A 20,321-nucleotide genomic window follows, 5' to 3' on the forward strand; every position below is an offset into this window, starting at 1 on the left:
AGGTATAAAATAACCTTAGTCAAGTAAAAGCCTGGAGGTTATATCTACTACTTGCTTTTTTGATGCTGGTGGTGCTTTTGAATTTGAAAGAAGGCTCCCCACGTAAAGCGTGGAGAACCTGTATGAAGAAGTACTATTGTATTGTGATCTGGCTTTTGCCATCATAATTATAAATCTTGATGTATAATTTTCCGGCATTGTTGTCATATGACCACATTCCCTGATCAACTTCAGATGTCAATAACTTTTTAAGCTTTGCCGATTTTAACTTGCGCCCATTTTGATGTACCATTTTGGGCTTACTACTGATTGCAAGTTCAATGTTGATGCTTCCTGATGAAACCTTATAAGCATCATGTACCCTTTCAATAGTGATGACCTTTTGCCCCTCTTTACCCAACGTGTTTGCCACAAGTGTGCTCGTGAAAATATTCTTCTTGTAATCATTAGTCACTCCATCATCTTCATAAAGTTTGAAAGAAGAAGGAACGTCAGAACCGTAAATTCGAAAAGTAATCGGGTAATCCTGAACTTGATGTATGTACTGCATTACCGGCATCATGGGAATAGTTGAACCTGATTTCACAAAAACAGGGATGTCATCCAAAGTCACAGGGTAGTCAATCCATCGACCTCCGACATAAGGTTGATCGCTAAAAAAGTCAATCCATTCTCCTGTTGGCAAATACACCTGTTTGACCTTAGCTCCGGGCTTAGTAACCGGGGCTACCAACAGCTCTTCTCCAAACATAAATTGATGTTCCGCTTTTAGAGTTTCTGGGTCGTTCGGGTACTCTAAAACCATGGCTCTCATAATTGGTATTCCGGTATCATAAGCTTCCCGGGCATAAGTATACAGATAGGGGAAAAGTTGATATTTAAGCTCTATCGCCTTTTTAGATGCAGATTCAGCTTGATCCCCAAACAGCCATGGCTCGACAGCATTGTTTCCTTCATGATGGGCTCGACTAATCGGGTTAAAAACTCCAAACTGAAGCCATCTCACATATAGCTCTGCCATAGCATCATAATCTTCTATGTCACCACAATACCCAGAAATATCAGTTGCCCAGAATGGAATAAGTCCCATTCCTGCGGACAATGCGACTGGAATTTGGTTTTCAAACTGCTGCCAGCCTTCATGAACATTGCCACCATTACCAGCGTCACCGGACCATCCAAAAGCGTAACGCTGCAGACCAGCGTAAGCAGCACGCGTCATTTGAAAGGGTCTCTGGTTCGGGTTGTGCTTTTCGAATTGCTCTGTAACCACCTTATCCCATGTTAGTCCATATACATTATGTATTTCTGCATGCATGCCAAGATGGTGCTTCATATAGAGACGGTCTGTGGTTTCCTGATTGCTCCAGGCCGGCTCACCCATATCAGTCCAGAAGCCCTTGACCCCTACATCCAAAGGCTTTTGCTGATACTGCCCCCACCAATCAGCCACTTCAGGATGGGTAAAGTCCACTACACCACAGTTGCCTCCCCATGGCCAGGGCATGTCATACGTTTTGCCAGAGCGAACATCGATGGTAAAGTATCCCAGTGAATCAGCTTCCTTCCACTGTTCAACGGTACTTTGGGAAATCACAGGATCCTGAGACACGATTACTTTAAATCCATCGCTGGCAAGATCAGTTAGCATTTGCTTAGGGTTTTGATATCTATCTTTCCTCCATTCAAAATTTTGGAGCCCTTCCACCCATCCAATATCTTGATAAATGATGTCACATGGAATTTGTCTCTCTCGATATCCAGCAGCAATTTCCCGGGTTAAAGCTTCATTGGTAAGCATTCCTCTGCTTTGAGAGAATCCCAGGGCCCACTCTGGTGGCATAATTGGGTTACCCGTAAGCTGGGTATACCCATTGATGATTTCCTTATAGTCTTTGCCAAAGATGAAGTAAAATATCATTTCACCGTCTGGAGCTGAAAATGAATAATAATCATCGGACGAGGCCCCAAAATCAAACTGCGTCAGGTAAGTATTATCAAAAAAGATCCCATAGTTATAGCTGCTCATGAAGAAAGGAATGCTCTTGTAGAGAGGGTCTTCATTCACTCCATAGCACGGCTTATCACTATTCCACATCTCATAGGTTTGACCTCTTCTATCCAGCGAGCCAGTCTTTTCTCCCAGTCCAAAAAAATGCTCATCGTCCCTGAGTAAACTAACAGCTTTCACTTCCGAGCCGGAGTATTGAAAGCCCTGAGCCTGATAACCTTCAAATAATAGTTTCTGCCACTTGTCAAATATCTGTAGCTGGAAGGGTTTGCGATTAACACGAATGCGCAAAGGCCCGGTAAAAATTTCATATGCAGAAGCTGACTCATTTACCTGAATACCATTGACCTGTTCCAGGTTTTCATTGACTACCGCAAAGGATTCATTATCGCGTTGGAATTTACCCTCAGGAGCGTACCAGACTTTCACTATTGAACTATTCACCAATTTAAGTCTGACCTTCGCACTGTCTTCGCAATTAAATGTTATTTCAGAGCCTTTCACTGAGTAGGAGAGGCATTCTCCGAGCGTTTGAGCTTGACCAAACATGCTGAGATGTATCCCAACATACATAAGAAGTATTAGAAAATATTTCACGGCATTCATCTGCATTAGTTTAAAGCACTAAAAGAACAGAAGGAAACCTGTCCCTTCTGCTCATTATTGCTGGTCAAGTATAAATTTATTTGATAAATAATTTCTTGGTTATCTTCATTCCCTGCATTTGGAATTCTATATGTAAAAGGCCTGATTCCAGCTGGTTCGTATCAATGATGAATTTCGAACCAATAACTTTTTGATGGAAGAGTTCTTTTCCAGTCAGATTTATTACGCTTATTTCAACGTTTCCATCAGCAAAGTCAGGCATATTGATGGTTATTTTATCACCAATTTCCACTGGGTTTGGATAAACAGCAAACACTTTATCATCAGAGAAATCATTAATACCATTAGTGGTTCTTGAACCCGAGGAAGTTTCTGTAAACTCCCAAATTTGACTATCGAGTCCATAATCTGTCCATTGATGAATATTCCCTCCGTTGTTGGTAGAGCCTGATTCAATGTCTAACACCTTCCCACTATGAACCGATCTAATTTTGAAATGATCATTCCCCGCATCTACAATTTCCCACTTCTGGTTATTATTCCCAAAATACTCCCATTGGTGAATGTTTGCACCATCGGATGTAGCGTTGGAAACTATATCCAAGCTCTTCCCACTCAATACTGAAATGATACTATATTGATCATTACCAACGTCGGTAACTATCCATTTTTGACTTTCTCCACCGTGAGGGTCCCATTGGTGAATATTCCCCCCATCGACTAAAGAGCCTCCTTCCAGATCCAGTCTTTTCCCACTATGGAGTGATTGGATGGTGTAAGTAGCCCCTGAGGTAATGCAGCCTCCAGAATTGCAGCCACTATCCACGATAGAGTAAGCCAGCGATTGATCATCGAAGAAAATGTCATAATCACCATTCTGACCAATATTAAATGTAATATTTGATCCCCCTCCTGTGGTCAAAGAAGCCGTGCCAGACAACCCATTGGCATCTCCCCAATCATCTCCAGACCAATCACTGGTATTAGCAAATTTAAGTTGATGATCACCGGCATTAACATTGACATTTCGGGCTTCCCATGTACCATTTACCAATGACATTGATATGTTAAGAGACCATCCTGTAAAAGTGCCCGCAACGTTCATTTGACTCTGATGTCCACTGCCCGTAGGTACTACTTTTAAAATGACACATCCGTGCGGCGGAACATCCACAGCATAGGAAGACATTTCACCAAGATCCTGGTGGGCCCAAAGGTCGCGCACCGATGCATTTCCGCTAAACCCAAGCCAGCTAAAGTCTAAGCTCCTGTTACGGGTATTCTCCTCACGATTGAACAAGCCGACTATCCAGTCGCCATTGGACATTTGACCTGCCCATACCTGGCTGGATTCATCAGTAGGATCATTTGTAAATAATGGTTTTCCTACAAAGCCATCCTGATTTAAAGCCAGCATTTCCGTATTCTGATAGAGCCATAGGTCATTGCCTATAGTATTATATTGATCTGCAACTGACAGTGGGCCTCCGGCCATCAGATTTAGGGAGATAACTGTCTTCTTCTCATCGTCATTGGCCATGGTATTTAATCGGATAAAGTCGCCATCCAGAATCATTTTGTTTCTACCAGAGATGTGTGACCAGTAAGTATACCCATCGAAAGTATTATACCATTGTGACCACCAGGAATGACGAATTCCGCGTTCGAAATCATTAAACCTCTGCCAGCCACCATGGCCTACATCTTCATTGATCCGAACCATATGACCATACTCAATTTCTGTAGCCGCTTCGTTCTTCAAGTGAGGCATCACCAGACTAAGAAACATTCCATTTGCATCACAAGCTTCTTTCATCCATCTAAGCGCTGTTTCGTATTCTGAATGCGGACGGTTGACCCCTACGGTTCCCAGGTTTTTATCGTAACCATCTTCGAACCAGGACAGGAAGTCTACTCTAAGGTATGTGACACCCATATCGGCGAAATGCTGGATGTAGCCCTTTACATATTCCTCGGCTCCAGGACGGTCTACCTGTACCCATGTGAACCAAAGCGCATTCTCAGTATCATCGATAAGACTGGATAAAGGAATAGTAGTTCCTTTAATCAATGCGCCATTATCTGCAGAATACCGGTCTATCCATAGAGGGTTTTGATATATACCAAGTTCCATGCCTCTGCTTTGCAAGTTATTGGACCACCAGGCATAATCATGGGTCCAACTACCGTCGTGAGATGTTCTGTATCCATACTGATCATGAGGAACATTTTCACCCCAGCCATCAATGCAAATCATATGATAACCATGCTGTTTTAAGTTTTGATCCATCCAATCGATATTGGCGGACCATTCACTTTCAGGTATGGGACCATCAGTAGTAAAGTTATATTCATAGGGATTCCAGTACAAGGGCGCCTTGAAGGGATTACTCTGCGCTTGTATATTAAAATACATAGCTAAAAACGGCATTATCAATACCACGAACTTCATGTGTCTCATTTTGTTTAGGGTTTAGTTAAATAAAGAGCTCTAGTTTGAGTTAATTGACCTTGGTTAATTGTACATAGTCCAGTATAGCTTCATTGATTTTTAAATTCATATTTTCATCAGATGGCTGAAAGGCCAGGAATAATTCGTGCGTACCAGCAGGCAGGTACGTCTCCACTTCATTGGTCATTCCCCAGCTCGACCACTCTCCTTTGCCTCGCTGAGGCATTATTATAGAACCATACCTTTGGCCGTCAACGAAAAGGGTACGTATTGCACATTTATTATCTGTATTCCAGGGGCCACTTCCATTGGCATAGCGGAAGCAGATAAGATATTTTCCTTCGCTCTTTACACTTATCGGGATTTTTAACTCTGTGTTATCCTCTTTTGAGATCCTCACAAACCCACTACCACTATAGCTGACCAGACTTGCACTGTCTCTCGAAGCGAAATTTTCCACTTCAATTTTAACTACCTGATCATTATAATGAGCAACAGGCATGCTTGTGAATGATGAAACTCCCTGCTGGTCTATACCCATCACTTTGTACTGTCCATTGGCATCTTCCGGTATCAAGTAAGTGGTGTCATTTGTTTGATGCACCTCTTTGCCGTTCAGGAAAACCAGATACCTGGCGGCTCCATTAATCTTTTCCCATCGAATCAGACGGTTTTCCAAACGCACTATGGGTTCTGGTAGAGATACTTTGTTTTGTACCATGTTATAACCACGATGTTCTGCTGCTTGGTTGTTCATTTCGATCACAACCTGATGATGTCCCTTATATTGGGCAGGTATTTCTATATTTTCCTTTTCTACTCCATCAACTAAAAATCGTGTGACCTCATCTCCGTATCCTCTCACCTCAATGTCCAGAGTGGCATCTCTATACCGAAACCCTTTAACTTGTTTGATCCCTTGGTAAGCCTGCGGTATAAATGGCTGGAATAAGAGCTTATCCGGCTGAAAAGACATTCCCAAAAAGACCCTGTAAACCATAGCGAGGTTTCCTGCCATACTCCAGAGCATTCTATCGGAGTTGATTTGTGTGTTGGCATAATCTCCACTCTCCGCCACGAAATTTTCCTTGTTGGTAGTAAAAAGTGCAGCAGGGCGATATATTGAAGCCAAACCATGTAGCAGTGCCTGTTCGTTTCCAGCTTTTTTTACCGCCAGGTTCCAATATCCCTGCACAAATGGCCAAATTCCGTTGTTATGGTAGGGAGGTACATTAGGAATCTGTGGATAGATACATGGAATACCAAAAGGCATAACCGGAGTATTCGCCACCACCTTTTGGATACGCTCCGGCGAGGCCACACCATAGAGAATGCTCAAAGCTTCACCCAGTGCTTCGGAGCGTGGAGATGCATTCATGTAATGACGACCATAGAGGTATTGATTGTAGTAGCTCTTTTCACTGTTCCATAAATTTTCATTTATAGCGCTTCGCACAGACTCAGCCATTTCTGAATACTGTTCACTGGCGACACCTTCACCCAGCTCTGCAGCCATAAAGGAAAGTATCTCCAACACCCTGGCATACACCACGTTGGTGCCGAGGTTCAGCGACTGGGAAATATCCACATTATCCATCCAGTTAGGATAAGTTTGCTCCCTCCAATCCAAAAAGGAAGACTCTCCTTTGAAGAGGCCAGTATTTTGGTCATAGACAGTCTGAAGGTCATCATTCAAAGTATTACCAATAATATGGTAGGTTTGCTTAAGCCACTCCATATCGCCTGTTGCCACATATACCTCCCAGGCAGCAAGTGACCAAACCACACGATCTGAAGATACAGGCCAGGCACCTCCCGAACCAGTATCTTGTATGATGCGATCACGTTCATTTACTTTCTTCATCAGGCTTATCCTGGCAACGGCAGGTTCGATGTAGGCAAAAGCCAATAGAATGCTATAGCTGATATCTCGGGTCCATACCCCTGACCATTCTTTCCCGGTTCTGAAGGTGCTGTCTTTTTCTATATTATGGATCATTTCATCCAGAGCCATATTGTGAAGCGCATCCACAAGCAGTTGATCGGAGGTATAGGACGGATAGTTAGAGATGTCATTTTGAAGCATCCACTGCTGTTCTGTCGGAGCTTCAGGGTCATGAGGGTTCAGGATAAACGTGCTTTCATATATACCATCAGCATCCGGGTCTTCCAGCAGATATGAAGGATTATTGTGCAGGTTATCAAAATCCCAGCTCAATGGTGCGGAACCTCCTGCAATGTACACTCCTTTAAAATCCTCCTGACGAATCCGATCGCCACTAAAAGTGGTATAATATCCTTTTTCCTGAAATTGCTTCAGGACATTACTCATATCTACACGAATTGTAAACCTTGTATTAGCCGGTAGCGTTTTTGGCGCATCAGGTTTTATATAGGACACAGGGTCTTTGGTTCCGAAGCTAATGACCGGCGAAATGAACGCTCCATTCTCAGGCACTACCGTCAATACATGATCCTGACCGGAGGGAGCCTCATTGTCTTTCCCATTAATAGCAAACTTGAATGACAAGGAAGAAGCGTAATGTGTTCTTGCAGGACTTTTATAATCAGAAACAATGTGGGTCCTATCAAGAGCCTTTGCCAGATAGGGTCCTTGCACCACTTTGTCAGAAAAAACTGTATAGTTCTCTGACTCATAAAGTACTTCCGACTCACTACATCCCATAGGTCCCATAACAGCGACTAGTGTATAAAGAAAATATCTAAACTTCATCTGTTCTTATTATTTGGAATCTGTCGGACAAAAAAACCTGTTCCGACGCATTAACTTTTATTTCGAGATGACTCATTTCAGTATTCCACAACCAACATGTCCCAGAAAGTTAGAGACGGTAGCGTAAGTGAAACCTGGCTAGCATTTTGAGCAAAATCAAGCTCCTGGGATACTCCCTCATTTACGTCCGGGGAAGCCCACCATACTTTAGTTATCGGTTGATCGCTGATAAAATTGACCCTGAAGTTTTTCACTTCTGTTGGAAAAGGCTGGGTGCCATCAGTATCACGCCAATTCAGACTATTAGCACTATTAAAATTGATTAAATGTACTACCCGCCTATTACTGAATTCTTTGGCAAACGCGGACACATGCCCCATTTGGGGTGGCCAGGAACTTATGGTTACTTTGCCATCACCGGATTCCAATTCGGGGTATATAAATTCACCCCCATCCCTAAGTAAATTCTGATAGGCCACCATAAAGTCATAATACTCCAGTAGCGCTTTCTTCAGGTCACCCCGTATTTTCAGATTGTTGTTAGGAAAGTATTCTTTAGCTAGCATATGCTCTCCCAACTCCAAATGTGCTCCTCCAAACCCAAAGATTACGGCATCTGTGAGGAGTACAGCCGGAGTGTTAAATGATCCGGGACTATTAGCCAAATCATAGTTCATATATGCAGCAAGTACCGTATTTAGTTCACCGTTGCTCCACTCATTATTTTTAAGGATAATGTCTGCAAGCGCCTTGTAGGTATTGTTGGGATCCCAAACTTCAGTGTAAGCAAAATCCACCGCAGTATTCAATATCTCCGATTGCCCATATTGATTAACAGCATTAAGCACCATCTTCTTATCCGGAAATCCTGCATGGAGATGGTTTAAAAAGGGGGCATAAGTTTCGTTCAGGGAAATAGCATTTCCGAAATAATCGTACACGTTCCCACGGTTACCCAACTGATCAAGGTGCCAGCCGTCAAACTCCAGGTGATCGTATACCAATGCAGTCTTTTCAAAAATGTACTTTTGCCACTCTTGGTTTGCAGGGTTGGTCACCAGAATGTCGCTTTGCCAATCATCCGGAAGATCATGCTTATTCACATTCTGGTGATTGGCATCACTGTATATCATCCACTCTTCTGATACGCCATCCATGTCATAATCCTCCCACGCTCCATAGAGCAGGTTATATTGCATAGAAGCCATATTTAGTTCATGAGCCCTACTAATGTAACTTTCAACTGATGCAAAGGAGATAGGTCTTCCGATAACATCTACCCAGGTTGAAGCCGGACTGGTACCATTCATTTTAAGTGGCGAATGGTGCTTATTGTGCCAATCATAATACTGTAGACCGTTGATATGATAATCTTTCAAATTTGAAAGGATGTCTGTTATGTCATTCTCTGAAAGATCTCCAAACTCCGATAAGAAGCCGTACCTGGGAAATCTGGTCCAGTCTGATGAAACATCTATTGCTACGGTGCTGATGACCTGCTCTTCGCCATTTACAACATGAAAAAAGTCAACCATATACCCCTTGAAATCATCAGTGGGGGGTGTCCAGGTCCAGGTCTTGCTGGTCATTGGCTCCTCCGCAAGGACTTCATTCAAATGGCTGTACCTGATAATTACCTCTTCTGGCAACTCATCAGCGGTGAAAATCACCTCGGTGCCAGGAGTATATCTTGCCTGATCTGTTACTACTCTAAGACTGATGTTTGCTACTGAATCCTCAGGTATGTATACGAATTCACCGTCATTTTCCTTACAACCAAAGAAAATGGACAACAGCAAAATCAAAATCATATTTACTAAATCGCTCCTCATTGTATGCTTTTTTACAAGTGGCGGTGGTAACTCAACCACCGTCACTTGTGTTTATTAATCATTATCTGAAAATTACCCTTACACTATTGCCGTTCTATGGTCATCACTTCGGCATCCAGGTCAAAGGTGATCTCATAGTTGCCGGCAGCTCCTGAGGCAAGTTTCCACTTATTATCAGGGCCATCACATCCCTGAGTCACAATGTAATTTGTATTTGTAAGAGACTGATTTTCTGTAGCAGCGTTAATCCACTCGCCATCACACCAATCTCCGGAAAACTTGGAAAACTTGAATTCACCTGTGGCGTTTTCCGCACCTAATGAGCCATTGAAAGTATAAATTCCACTGCTGTAAGTCAGTGGCTCAGGACTCGCAATGTTCCAGCCGTTTGGACCACCATCTCCTATCAAATACAGGTTTACGGGATCAATAGAAATGGTACTTTCAAGGGTGTTTAGTGAGATTTTATATCTACCCTCTGTCTCTGAAGTGATTTGCCATTTATTGTCTACATCGCAACCGGCATTTTGGTCTACCTTGTCGGAGGTAATATCCTGATGGTTTTCCAATGGTCTGAACCATTCTCCACACCAGTCACCAAGAGGACCTGCGAAAATCTTGAATTCACCTGGTGTCAAATGCGCTTCATAGGTAAATATGAACGGATCATTTGGGCTTTGAGTCATCTCCTCCGGTGTGTCTACAGTCCAACCACTAGGAGTTGCATCTCCGACTATCCACAGGGTGGAGAATGCCGGACCTTCAAAGGATTCTATGCTGATAGTACGTGCAATTAAGTCTACCGCAATAAGATACTGTCCCCCTTCTGTAATCCTCCACTGCAGGTCATCGCCGCTTCCGCCTTCATTGTATATCAGCACTGTTGAGTCAGATGGATCTTTAGTGTAGAAATCCTGGCACCAGCAATCTTCCTGATTTACAGCCAACTTGAAGCTACCTGGAGAAAGCGCACCCTGATAAGTAAAGACCCCTGCTTCACTTGCTGGAGTCATAGCTGTAGCATTGGCAATGTCCCAGCCATTTGGTGTGGCGTCACCTACCATGTAAAGTTCTGCAGATACCGGCTTGTAAGGAGTAACTACAACCGAAGCGGTGTCCACCTGAGCTTCTCCGTTACCGTTTGCAAGTGTGGCTGTGATTCGTGCCTCTAAAACTAACGGCTTACCATGCTCAGCGCTAAAAGTAGAGAGCAAAATGCTATTTAAGGTGCTGTGTTCATAGGAAAAGGTGAAGGTATTCTTACCCATATCGTACGCAAGTGGTGAAGCAAAGTCATTTCCTTGAAGGTCTACTTCAAGCAAGTAGTCAATAGAAGATCCGGAACCCCCATTATTTGCTGGTGTCCAGTTAAAAGTAAGTTGGTTAGATGCAAACTGTTGCTGCAGCACCAACACACTATCAGAAGAGCGAAGACTAAGCTGCCCATCTTTTGTGATCTCGTTATTTTCCAGTTCGTTCTCACAAGACGTTGCGGAAAGAACGATTAAAACTGAGGCCCAGAAAGAGAATAAACTGATTTTATATGAATTTTTCATATCGATAATATTTTAGTATCCTGTGTTTTGAGATAGTTTTGGATTGGTATCGATTTCTTTTTGTGGGATGGGTAAAAGCAAATGATTGGTGGTAGCATTCGTCTTACCTATGGAATGAAGAAAAGCTAGTGCATATGCTCCATCTCCCACGCGGATGAGATCAAACCAGCGCTGTCCTTCAAAAGCCAATTCCATCCTGCGCTCATGTAATACTGCTTCCCGAAAACCCTCTTTACTTAAGCCCGTGGCAATGTCTTCCAGCCCTGCACGGTCTCGTACGCGGTTTAGCGGTGTTTCCGCTTCACTGGTTTGACCCAACTCATTCAATGCTTCTGCTTTCATCAATAGGATGTCAGAAAAACGCAGAATTGGAAAATTGAGCGGACTATTGTCATAGGATGCCGAGACAGCCAAGGGCACCAAAAATTTACGAACATTATATCCTGTCAGGGAGTATGCTGCGTCGTAGGACTTACCATCAAACTGTGGACCCTGCTCATACAAAATGGTAGCATCTTTTCGTAGATCATCTTCTTCGTAAGAATTTACAAACTCCTCTGTGGGCTGATTCCATCCATAAGCGCCTGCCACAAAATTTGAGCCTCTCGGCCCCATAAATGCACTCGTCCAGGCCGCCTGATTTTCATTGCCCCAGAAACCATAGCCGCCATTACTTGCATACTGTACCTCAAAAAGAGATTCTACAGAATTTTCAGCAGCCGGATTGAAGTTATCTGCGTAGTTTTCATTGAGGTCATATCCTAGTCCCTCTATCTCTGAGGTAAGGTCCACTACTTGTTGCCAATTACCTAATGTTAGGTGTACTTTTGCCAACATTCCCAGTGCCGAGCCTTTAGAAGCTCTGCCCAAATCACCAGCAGAATACGTGTTTTTTTCTGGCAAAAGATCTACTGCCAGCTCCAGGTCTGAAATAATCTGCGCCCAAACGAGTTCTTCCGAATCACGTGCAGGATATAGATCATCATCTGCACTTTGAGGTTCTACAATCAGAGGGACGTCTCCAAAAAAGCGGACTAGAATAAAGTAATAATGCGCCCGGAGAAAATATGCCTCTCCCATTGATCGATCCTTGATTTCCTGATCAATACTCAGCTCGGGAGCCACTTCCAGCGCAATATTTGCTCGCAGTATGCCCGGCCATGGTCCTCTCCAAAGATCAAGTACCCCGGCGTTATCAGATGTGGTAACAAAATTGGAAAGATCCTGAGTCTCGATACCATCTGTACCTCCGCCCGCACCAACTATGCTGTTTCCAGCCATGATGTCGGTTGTCCACATACGCAAATTATACAGCTTAGGCCATTGCAATGGCTGGTATGCCCCATTTACAAGAGAAACCAGCTCAGATTCATTGGTAGGATAATTTCCCGTATTTATTGTGTCAAGAGGCGCTTTCTCCAAGTAATCTTCAGAACAGGCTGCACAAAACAGTACGGCCATGGATAAATATATATTTCTTAGCAATTTCATATTAGTCATCTTTAAAATTTGACATTCAGTCCAATCGATACAGTTCTTGTCACCGGATAAAGATTATTATCGATACCATCTACACCCACTTCAGGATCAAGACCAGAATAATTAGTGAAAGTGAACAGGTTTTGACCAGACAGGTAGACCTTCGCACCTCCAAAGCTCCCTCTGCCAATAAGCTTTGCAGGGATGTTATAGGCCAGTGTAATATTTTTAACTCTTAGGTAAGATCCATCCTCAATGTACCTGTTTGAAGGTCTGGCGTTATTATTAGGATCACCATAAATAGCCCGAGGCATGGTGTTACTGGTACCAGGCCCCATCCATCGATCAAGAACAGATGCGTTCTGGTTTGTTGTAATAGCCATTCCTTCCGTATATATCCTGTTAGCATTGAAAATATCCCTTCCCTGAACACCCTGCAGAAAGATATTTAATGAAAAATTTCCATAGGTAAGGGTGTTATTCAATGAATAAATAAAGTCTGGATTGGGGTTGCCAAGGAAAGTCCGATCATTGTCATTGATAATCCCATCATTGTTCAGGTCCTGGAACCGGATATCACCTGCTGATGTACTAGTCGCTGATGAGCTCCCAGGAATCTGGACGGCACTTTGCTGTACACCCTCATCTGTCTGAAAGATGCCATCTGTAACAAACCCGTAGAAGACGTTGACCGGATATCCGGGCTGTATCCTTGCCAGGTTATAGTTAAGTCCTATTCCTCCCCGGGTCAACGGCGTTTCACTATTAATATCAATCACTTCATTATGATTGAAAGAGAACACAATATCAGATGTCCAGATTAATTTCTCATGCTCAATATTCACGGTATTAATAACTGTCTCAATACCCTTATTTCGCATTTGTCCGGCATTAATTGACGGTACGTAAATATCAGAATAGCCCGATGTTACCGGAACAGACTGAGGAACCAGCATATCTTTCGTATTCTTAACATATCCATCAATAGTGGCACTTACTCTACCCTTGAACATTGTCAAATCCAATCCGACATTTATTTGCTCCTGTGACTCCCACCGAACATTCGTATTGGGAAGTACGGTCGGCACAACAGCACTTACAAAAGTGTTGTTGAAGTTGTAGAGGTAAGTGTTGTAAGAGGACGCGAATGAATAGTTTCCAATCTCCTGATTTCCGGTAATACCGTATCCACCTCTTATTTTCAGATCCTCTATGAAGCCAACATCAAAGAAATCCTCCTGTGATACTCGCCAGGCCACGGAGCCTGACGGGAATGTACCGTATCTGTTACCCTCACCAAATCTGGATGAACCATCCCGCCTTACTGTTCCAGTGAGGTAATACTTGCTTTCAAAGTCCAGATTGAACCTTACGAAATAAGAAAAAAGCGCCCATTCAGACCCACTACCATCCAAGTTCATCTGCGCGATTCCATTGTTCAATGTTTGTGTTTCTTCACTTTGAAAATCCTGAATAGAACCACTGATAAATTCGAAATCATTTTGCTGTGCACTTGATCCGATAAGTGCAGTTAAATTCAAGCCGTTATCTAAACTTTGCTGATATGTAAGGGTATTGTCCCACAGTAAAGTGATACTTTGATTAGCCGCTTCATATAAGTATGCATTTTGTGAAATATCTGAATCCCATTCATAAGATGGAGTCCATGTGCGGTTTTTCCAGATATTAGCTTCTACGCCTCCGATTGACTTAAAAGTGAGATACTTTAAGAATGTAATTTCTCCAAAGAGTGAACCTTGTGCATTGTATCCACGAGTACTCATATCCACAATAGTGGCTTTCCCAATCGGGTTATCAACATCTCCGGAGTACAAAGGCTGTCCAATAGCACCTGAAAAACCGCCATCCTCACGTCTTATTGGCTGGGTGGGCAATGAAAGAATTGCATTTTGAATATTAAACTCTCCCTGTTCTTTAATGTCATGGTTGAGTTTAAGGCTATTGCCAAATTTTACGTTCCTGGTAATTTCCGTATCAGTATTGAATTGAAGGTTGTATCTTTTATAACCGGTATTCAGTATGATTCCCTCCTGATCGAAATAATTTAAAGAGGTATACACGTTGGATTTATCATTCCCATTGGAATAAGAAAGTGTATAACTGTTTACTTTTCCTCTGTCAAAAAATGCCCCTAACCAGTCGGTTCCGTTTCCAAGAGATTCAGGGTCAGCAAAATCAGGATTGGGGTCCAAACCTCCATTGGTCAACATCTCATTGCTTAGCTGAGCAAACTCCTTTGCATTCAAAACATCAAGTGTATTGGTAGCTTCAGTGATTCCCGTATAGGCATCAAATGTGACTGATGCTTCCCCCCTCATTCCTCGTTTTGTAGTGATCAACACCACACCATTTGCTCCTCTAGCTCCATAAATGGCTGTTGCCGAAGCGTCTTTCAGCACTTGAACGGACTCTATATCACTCATGTTGATTTGGTTCAGTCCGCCATTTAAAGGCATTCCGTCAACTACAATGAAAGGATCATTGTTATTGATGGTTCCGGTACCTCTTATTCTAAATGTAGGATTATTTCCGGGTTGTCCAGATGTAGTAACGCTAACTCCGGCAGCTCTCCCCTGAATTGCATCACCAATATTGGAGACTGGTTGTTGCCCCAGGTCATCCGGATCAACTATGGATACTGCACCTGTTAGATCTTTGGTTTTGGTTTTTCCATAGCCAATTACAACAACTTCTTCGAGACTGGTGAGGTCTGTAGATAGGGAAGCGTTAATAACAGATTGCCCATTTAGTACAACTTCTTGAGACATATATCCGACAAAGGAGAATACTAGCACCGCATCCTTTGGAACTTCCAACGAGAAGTTTCCCTCAATATCTGTTATTGTACCTAAAGAGGTATTTTTGACTTTGACCGTGGCGCCAGGTAACCCTTCTCCATTTTCATCGGTGACCTTTCCGGTTACAACTATATCATCAATTTGCTGTTCATCGCTTAAAGATAACTCGTGTGAATTTGCTTGAACTGTCAGCATACCACATACTGCCCATATGAACAAGGCAAGTTTGGCTGTTTTCCTCCCAACCTTTTCAATCAGCATGGGGTCGAGAAAACTCATGTGTAAAATTGAACTCATACGCTCTTACGTTTGGTTTAGACTTAAATGAAAACATGATCCTTGTTATGACCACATCGATTAAGCAAACTTGTCGAGCTTAATATGAATTAGAAATTTTTCAGGCTTTTAGGTAAAATATTTTCAATAGTTAAGTCATGTAACTCACTGATATTGAAATATTTTCAAAATCCACCTCAACTATTTGAGGTAAATAAAAAGTAAATGGATTTGGTCAATTTTAGAGGCTAAAAGATTAAAGGCAGTTACTCAAACGTCTTAATTCTCATTAAATGAACATCAAACTCATCACTCGAAAGAACAGACAGTTTTTTCACTTTATTTTTGTAGTTGTAGATAGTGCGTACAGAGTAGCCAAGAATACTGGCAATTTGCTCGTGCTCAGTGATCCCGATTCGAATCAAAGCAAAAATCCGCAACTCAGTAGGTAACGGGTTTTCGTCATCCAGCTTGAACTGATCGTCCGCTTTAAAGAATGAATTGAAATCCGAGATGAAGTTTGGAAAAAGCTTTAGAAATATTTCATCAAATTTTTTATTCAACCTTGCTGTCTCGCTCTCAATATCAAACTGTTTTAGGGTGTATTTCAAATCTTCATATCTCTTTTCAATAAGCTTCTTGTTAATATCCATTTTGAATTTATCAAGCTTATGGAGATATTCAGAATCCTTAGCAAACGAAAAACCAACATACTCCTCCTTGATAGCATTAGACTCGATCAGTTTTTCGTTTAATTCCTTCAGGTTTTCGTAGGCGAGAGACAGGCTTCTCTTGGTTCTGTTTAGCTTTTGGTTTTGTCTGTATATAATGAAAGCGAAAAAAACAATTAGCAGTGAAAGAACGCTGACCAATACCAGATAACCCAAAAGTTTTTTACTCTTATCCCGAGCATTTAGTAGCATAGCACTCTCAATCAGCGGCAACAGGCTTGAAACTTGAATGACTCGTTGTTTAGCTCCGTAAAATTTAGCGTCTCTTGCTGCCTGGTCAATGTAGATTGATGCTGGCTCAATAGCACCTTGCTCGTACATATAGCCAGCGAGTTCCATAGTAGCTACTGTTTCTTTTGTGGCAGACTGAATATCAGCAATGGCTGCACGAATGATCATATCCAAGTACTCCTTTTCGTTGTTTAGCGCCCTGTTAATTTTGCCCAATGAATAAAATGCCATGGCTTTTTGATGTAGGCTAACGTCAAATTGCTCGATGATTTGATGGAAAAGATATAAGGCCTCCCGGTAATTACCACTTGCTTCTGCCTTCAATCCCCTTAAGCGATAGAATTGGAGTGTATTATCTTGAGTTAATGACAATGCTGAATCAAGGTACAAATTGCCGAGTTTACCATAGCGCTCCACAAAATAATCGACATTGTTAAAGGAACTGAGGTCGAAGTAGGTGCGCCCCATGGATTCATAGTATCTGACAGCCAGACTTACTGGCAAAGTGGATGAGTTAATACCTTCCAAAGTCTGATATGCCTCTTTGTACATGCCCGCCGAACGAAAAATAAAAGCAAGATTTAACTTGGCTTCCGCTTGTTTTGGGTAATCAGCCATTTTTTCCGCTAACTCCAACATTCTATTCCCATACTTAAAAGCAGAATCAAACTGAAAGGAACTGTAATCAAGCCAAAGTGAATCACAGACCTGAAAAAGTTCAAATTCTGACATTTCACTACTAAGCCTATTTTTATAATGCAGAATCCGTAGCTGTTTCTGCTCAACATATTGACTCTGATTTGTAATGGTTTGATTTAGTTCCTGCAACAGGCTGTCAGTGTTTGCCCAGCTGGTAAAGGCTAGAGTTATCAATGGGAGGCTAAGCAGAAAGCGCATAAACATGAGAAACCAATATTAAAACTAGTGGAAGGTCAAATCAAAATAAGACTCAAGAGCAACAAAACTAATTAGATAGGCTCTCAAATAGTTAGCTCAAGATAATTAAGTACTTGAGTCAAAGCAAGGCATTTAATAGATAGCCCCTGGATCGTGTAAGTCGGTTCATTGATTAGCTGCCTTAGAGTTCTCAGAATGTCCAGGCACCTTCTTCCTTGTTAACCGAATTGTTAACTGATCATATGAAAAATGATGAATTCCAAGGGACCTTTTTTGACCACAAAATTCGACTATTCTAACCTTCCCCACAGCTTTTCGGATGGATCAAAATGATCCGCAGGTTTAATAAGACTCTCCTCCCTTTCATTTTCACAGGTTAAACCAAAGAAACCCTGGCCTCTTAATAAGACCAGGGTTTTCAATCTATCTCTGTAGGGTGACTACAAGAACACTACTGACACTGCTGTCAGCACGGGCCCGGGTTTCCCCTAAATGGAAGGCCTGAAGTGCGTCCGTTAGGACTACTTCTTCTCTTCGTCTACCTCTTCAAACTCTACATCTGACACGTCAGAGTCGGCATTGCCGGCATCTGCTCCGCCAGTAGGATCAGCACCTTGCGCTGCCTCTGCTCCACCTGCAGCCTGCTGTGCAGCATAGATCTCCTGAGAAGCGGCCTGCCATGCGGCGTTGAGTGCTTCCATACCAGCATCTATCGCTGCTATGTCTCTGGATGCATGTGCTTCTTTCAACTTAGCCAGGGCTCCTTCAATCGCCGTTTTGTTGCCCTCAGAAAGTTTCTCACCATACTCCTTCAACTGACTCTCCGTTTGGAAAATCAACGAATCGGCCTGGTTTACTTTCTCCACTTTTTCCTTCTCAGCCTTATCAGACTCTGCATTGGCCTGAGCTTCCTGCTTCATTTTCTCGATTTCCTCGTCGGTCAAGCCGGAAGAAGCCTCAATTCTGATTTTCTGCTCTTTGTTCGTGCCTTTGTCTTTAGCAGACACTTGCAGGATACCATTGGCATCTATGTCAAATGTCACTTCGATCTGAGGCACTCCTCTTGGTGCTGGTGGGATACCATCCAGGTGGAATCTACCGATGGTTCTGTTGTCCTTCGCCATTGGTCGCTCGCCCTGGAGCACGTGGATTTCCACAGAAGGCTGATTGTCAGCTGCTGTAGAGAACGTCTCAGATTTCTTAGAAGGAATGGTCGTGTTGGACTCGATCAGTTTGGTCATCACACCACCCATGGTCTCAATACCCAAAGAAAGTGGTGTCACATCCAAAAGCAGGACGTCCTTCACCTCTCCGGTCAATACACCACCCTGAATCGCAGCACCTATGGCCACTACTTCGTCAGGGTTTACTCCTTTAGAAGGCTTTCTGCCAAAAAACTTCTCTACTTCTTCCTGAATTCTGGGGATACGTGTAGAACCTCCTACCAAAATCACCTCATCGATTTCCGATGCTGCAAGGCCAGAGTCTGCCAACGCTTTCTTGCAGGGCTCCATTGATCTTCTCACCAGGTCCTCACTCAACTGCTCAAACTTGCTTCTGGAAAGTGATCTTACCAGGTGCTTAGGCACACCGTCTACCGGCATGATATATGGTAGGTTGATCTCCGTAGAAGATGAACTCGACAACTCTATTTTCGCTTTTTCAGCTGCTTCTTTCAATCGCTGAAGAGCCATCGGATCTTTTCTAAGGTCCAGTCCTTCGTCTTTTTTGAATTCCTCCGCCAGCCAGTTGATGATTACACCGTCAAAGTCATCACCACCCAGGTGAACATCACCATTGGTAGATTTTACTTCAAACACACCATCACCCAACTCAAGGATTGAAATATCGAATGTACCACCACCAAGGTCATACACCGCGATTTTCATATCTGCATTTTTCTTATCCAGACCGTAGGCTAATGCCGCCGCTGTGGGCTCATTGATGATCCTTTTCACTTCCAGGCCTGCAATCTGTCCGGCTTCTTTCGTAGCCTGACGCTCCGCGTCGTTGAAATAAGCAGGCACGGTGATTACTGCCTCGGTGACTTCCTGCCCCAAAAAGTCCTCTGCGGTTGACTTCATTTTCTGAAGAATCATGGCAGAAAGCTCCTGAGGAGTATAATTTCTGTCGCCGATTTTCACCCGCACTGTATCATTGGTGCCAGCCTCCAGGCCGTAAGAAACATTCTTTCTTTCTTCTGTCACCTCTGAATACTTCTTGCCCATGAATCTCTTCACTGAGCTAATGGTGTTCTGAGGATTGGTGATGGCCTGACGTTTTGCAGGATCTCCAACTTTTCTCTCTCCGTTACCATTATCCAAAAACGCCACGATAGATGGTGTGGTCCTGCGCCCTTCACTGTTCTGAATCACTACAGGCTCGTTACCCTCCATTACCGCCACGCATGAGTTGGTAGTACCTAAGTCTATGCCGATAATTTTTCCCATTGTTAACTATTTATTTTAAAGTCTTGAAAATTCTTTTTCGTCGTTTATCCTTTTATCAATGGTTGTGCCAACAAGAAAATGACAGCCTATTTATGACAGATTGTCAGAACACTCCCCGCAAACTGACGGTCTAACCGGACAGATTTGTGCAGAGAATTGGCATTTAAACTTATTTATCACAAAATTCGCATGATTCCAGAGCGCTTTTTTTTAACTTAATGCACTAAATCAAAAAAACACTTCCTAG

At 42.8% G+C, this 20,321-nt stretch carries 9 protein-coding genes; all 9 read right to left on the reverse strand.

The window, feature by feature from the left end; all coding sequences use genetic code 11:
* Nucleotides 1-133 precede the first annotated feature (133 nt).
* Nucleotides 134-2,623, reverse strand: a complete 2,490-nt coding sequence (locus tag RIH33_RS09585; RefSeq protein WP_406650087.1) for a glycoside hydrolase family 31 protein — start codon at nt 2,621-2,623, stop codon at nt 134-136.
* 70 nt (nt 2,624-2,693) lie between these two features.
* On the reverse strand, nt 2,694-5,078 hold the full coding sequence (locus RIH33_RS09590; protein WP_406650089.1) for an RICIN domain-containing protein: 2,385 nt from the start codon (nt 5,076-5,078) through the stop codon (nt 2,694-2,696).
* Between the two features lie 40 nt (nt 5,079-5,118).
* A complete protein-coding gene (locus tag RIH33_RS09595) occupies nt 5,119-7,803 on the reverse strand; it encodes an amylo-alpha-1,6-glucosidase (protein WP_406650090.1) in 2,685 nt (894 codons plus the stop codon).
* Nucleotides 7,804-7,880: 77 nt separating this feature from the next.
* A complete protein-coding gene (locus tag RIH33_RS09600) occupies nt 7,881-9,635 on the reverse strand; it encodes a glycoside hydrolase family 66 protein (RefSeq protein ID WP_406650091.1) in 1,755 nt (584 codons plus the stop codon).
* Between the two features lie 83 nt (nt 9,636-9,718).
* Nucleotides 9,719-11,191 (reverse strand): SusF/SusE family outer membrane protein, encoded by a 1,473-nt coding sequence (locus RIH33_RS09605; RefSeq protein ID WP_406650093.1) that lies wholly within the window; start codon nt 11,189-11,191, stop codon nt 9,719-9,721.
* A gap of 12 nt (nt 11,192-11,203) precedes the next feature.
* Nucleotides 11,204-12,682: a RagB/SusD family nutrient uptake outer membrane protein gene (locus RIH33_RS09610; protein WP_406650094.1), complete on the reverse strand. Its 1,479-nt coding sequence runs from the start codon at nt 12,680-12,682 to the stop codon at nt 11,204-11,206.
* Between the two features lie 11 nt (nt 12,683-12,693).
* Complete coding sequence (locus tag RIH33_RS09615) at nt 12,694-15,786, reverse strand: SusC/RagA family TonB-linked outer membrane protein (RefSeq protein WP_406650096.1); 3,093 nt, start codon at nt 15,784-15,786, stop codon at nt 12,694-12,696.
* A gap of 245 nt (nt 15,787-16,031) precedes the next feature.
* Nucleotides 16,032-17,600, reverse strand: a complete 1,569-nt coding sequence (locus RIH33_RS09620) for a DUF6377 domain-containing protein (protein ID WP_406650097.1) — start codon at nt 17,598-17,600, stop codon at nt 16,032-16,034.
* 545 nt (nt 17,601-18,145) lie between these two features.
* A complete protein-coding gene (gene dnaK / locus RIH33_RS09625) occupies nt 18,146-20,074 on the reverse strand; it encodes a molecular chaperone DnaK (RefSeq protein ID WP_406650099.1) in 1,929 nt (642 codons plus the stop codon).
* Between the last annotated feature and the right edge of the window lie 247 nt (nt 20,075-20,321).

This window comes from Marinoscillum sp., assembly GCF_040222955.1.
Lineage (GTDB): Bacteria > Bacteroidota > Bacteroidia > Cytophagales > Cyclobacteriaceae > Marinoscillum.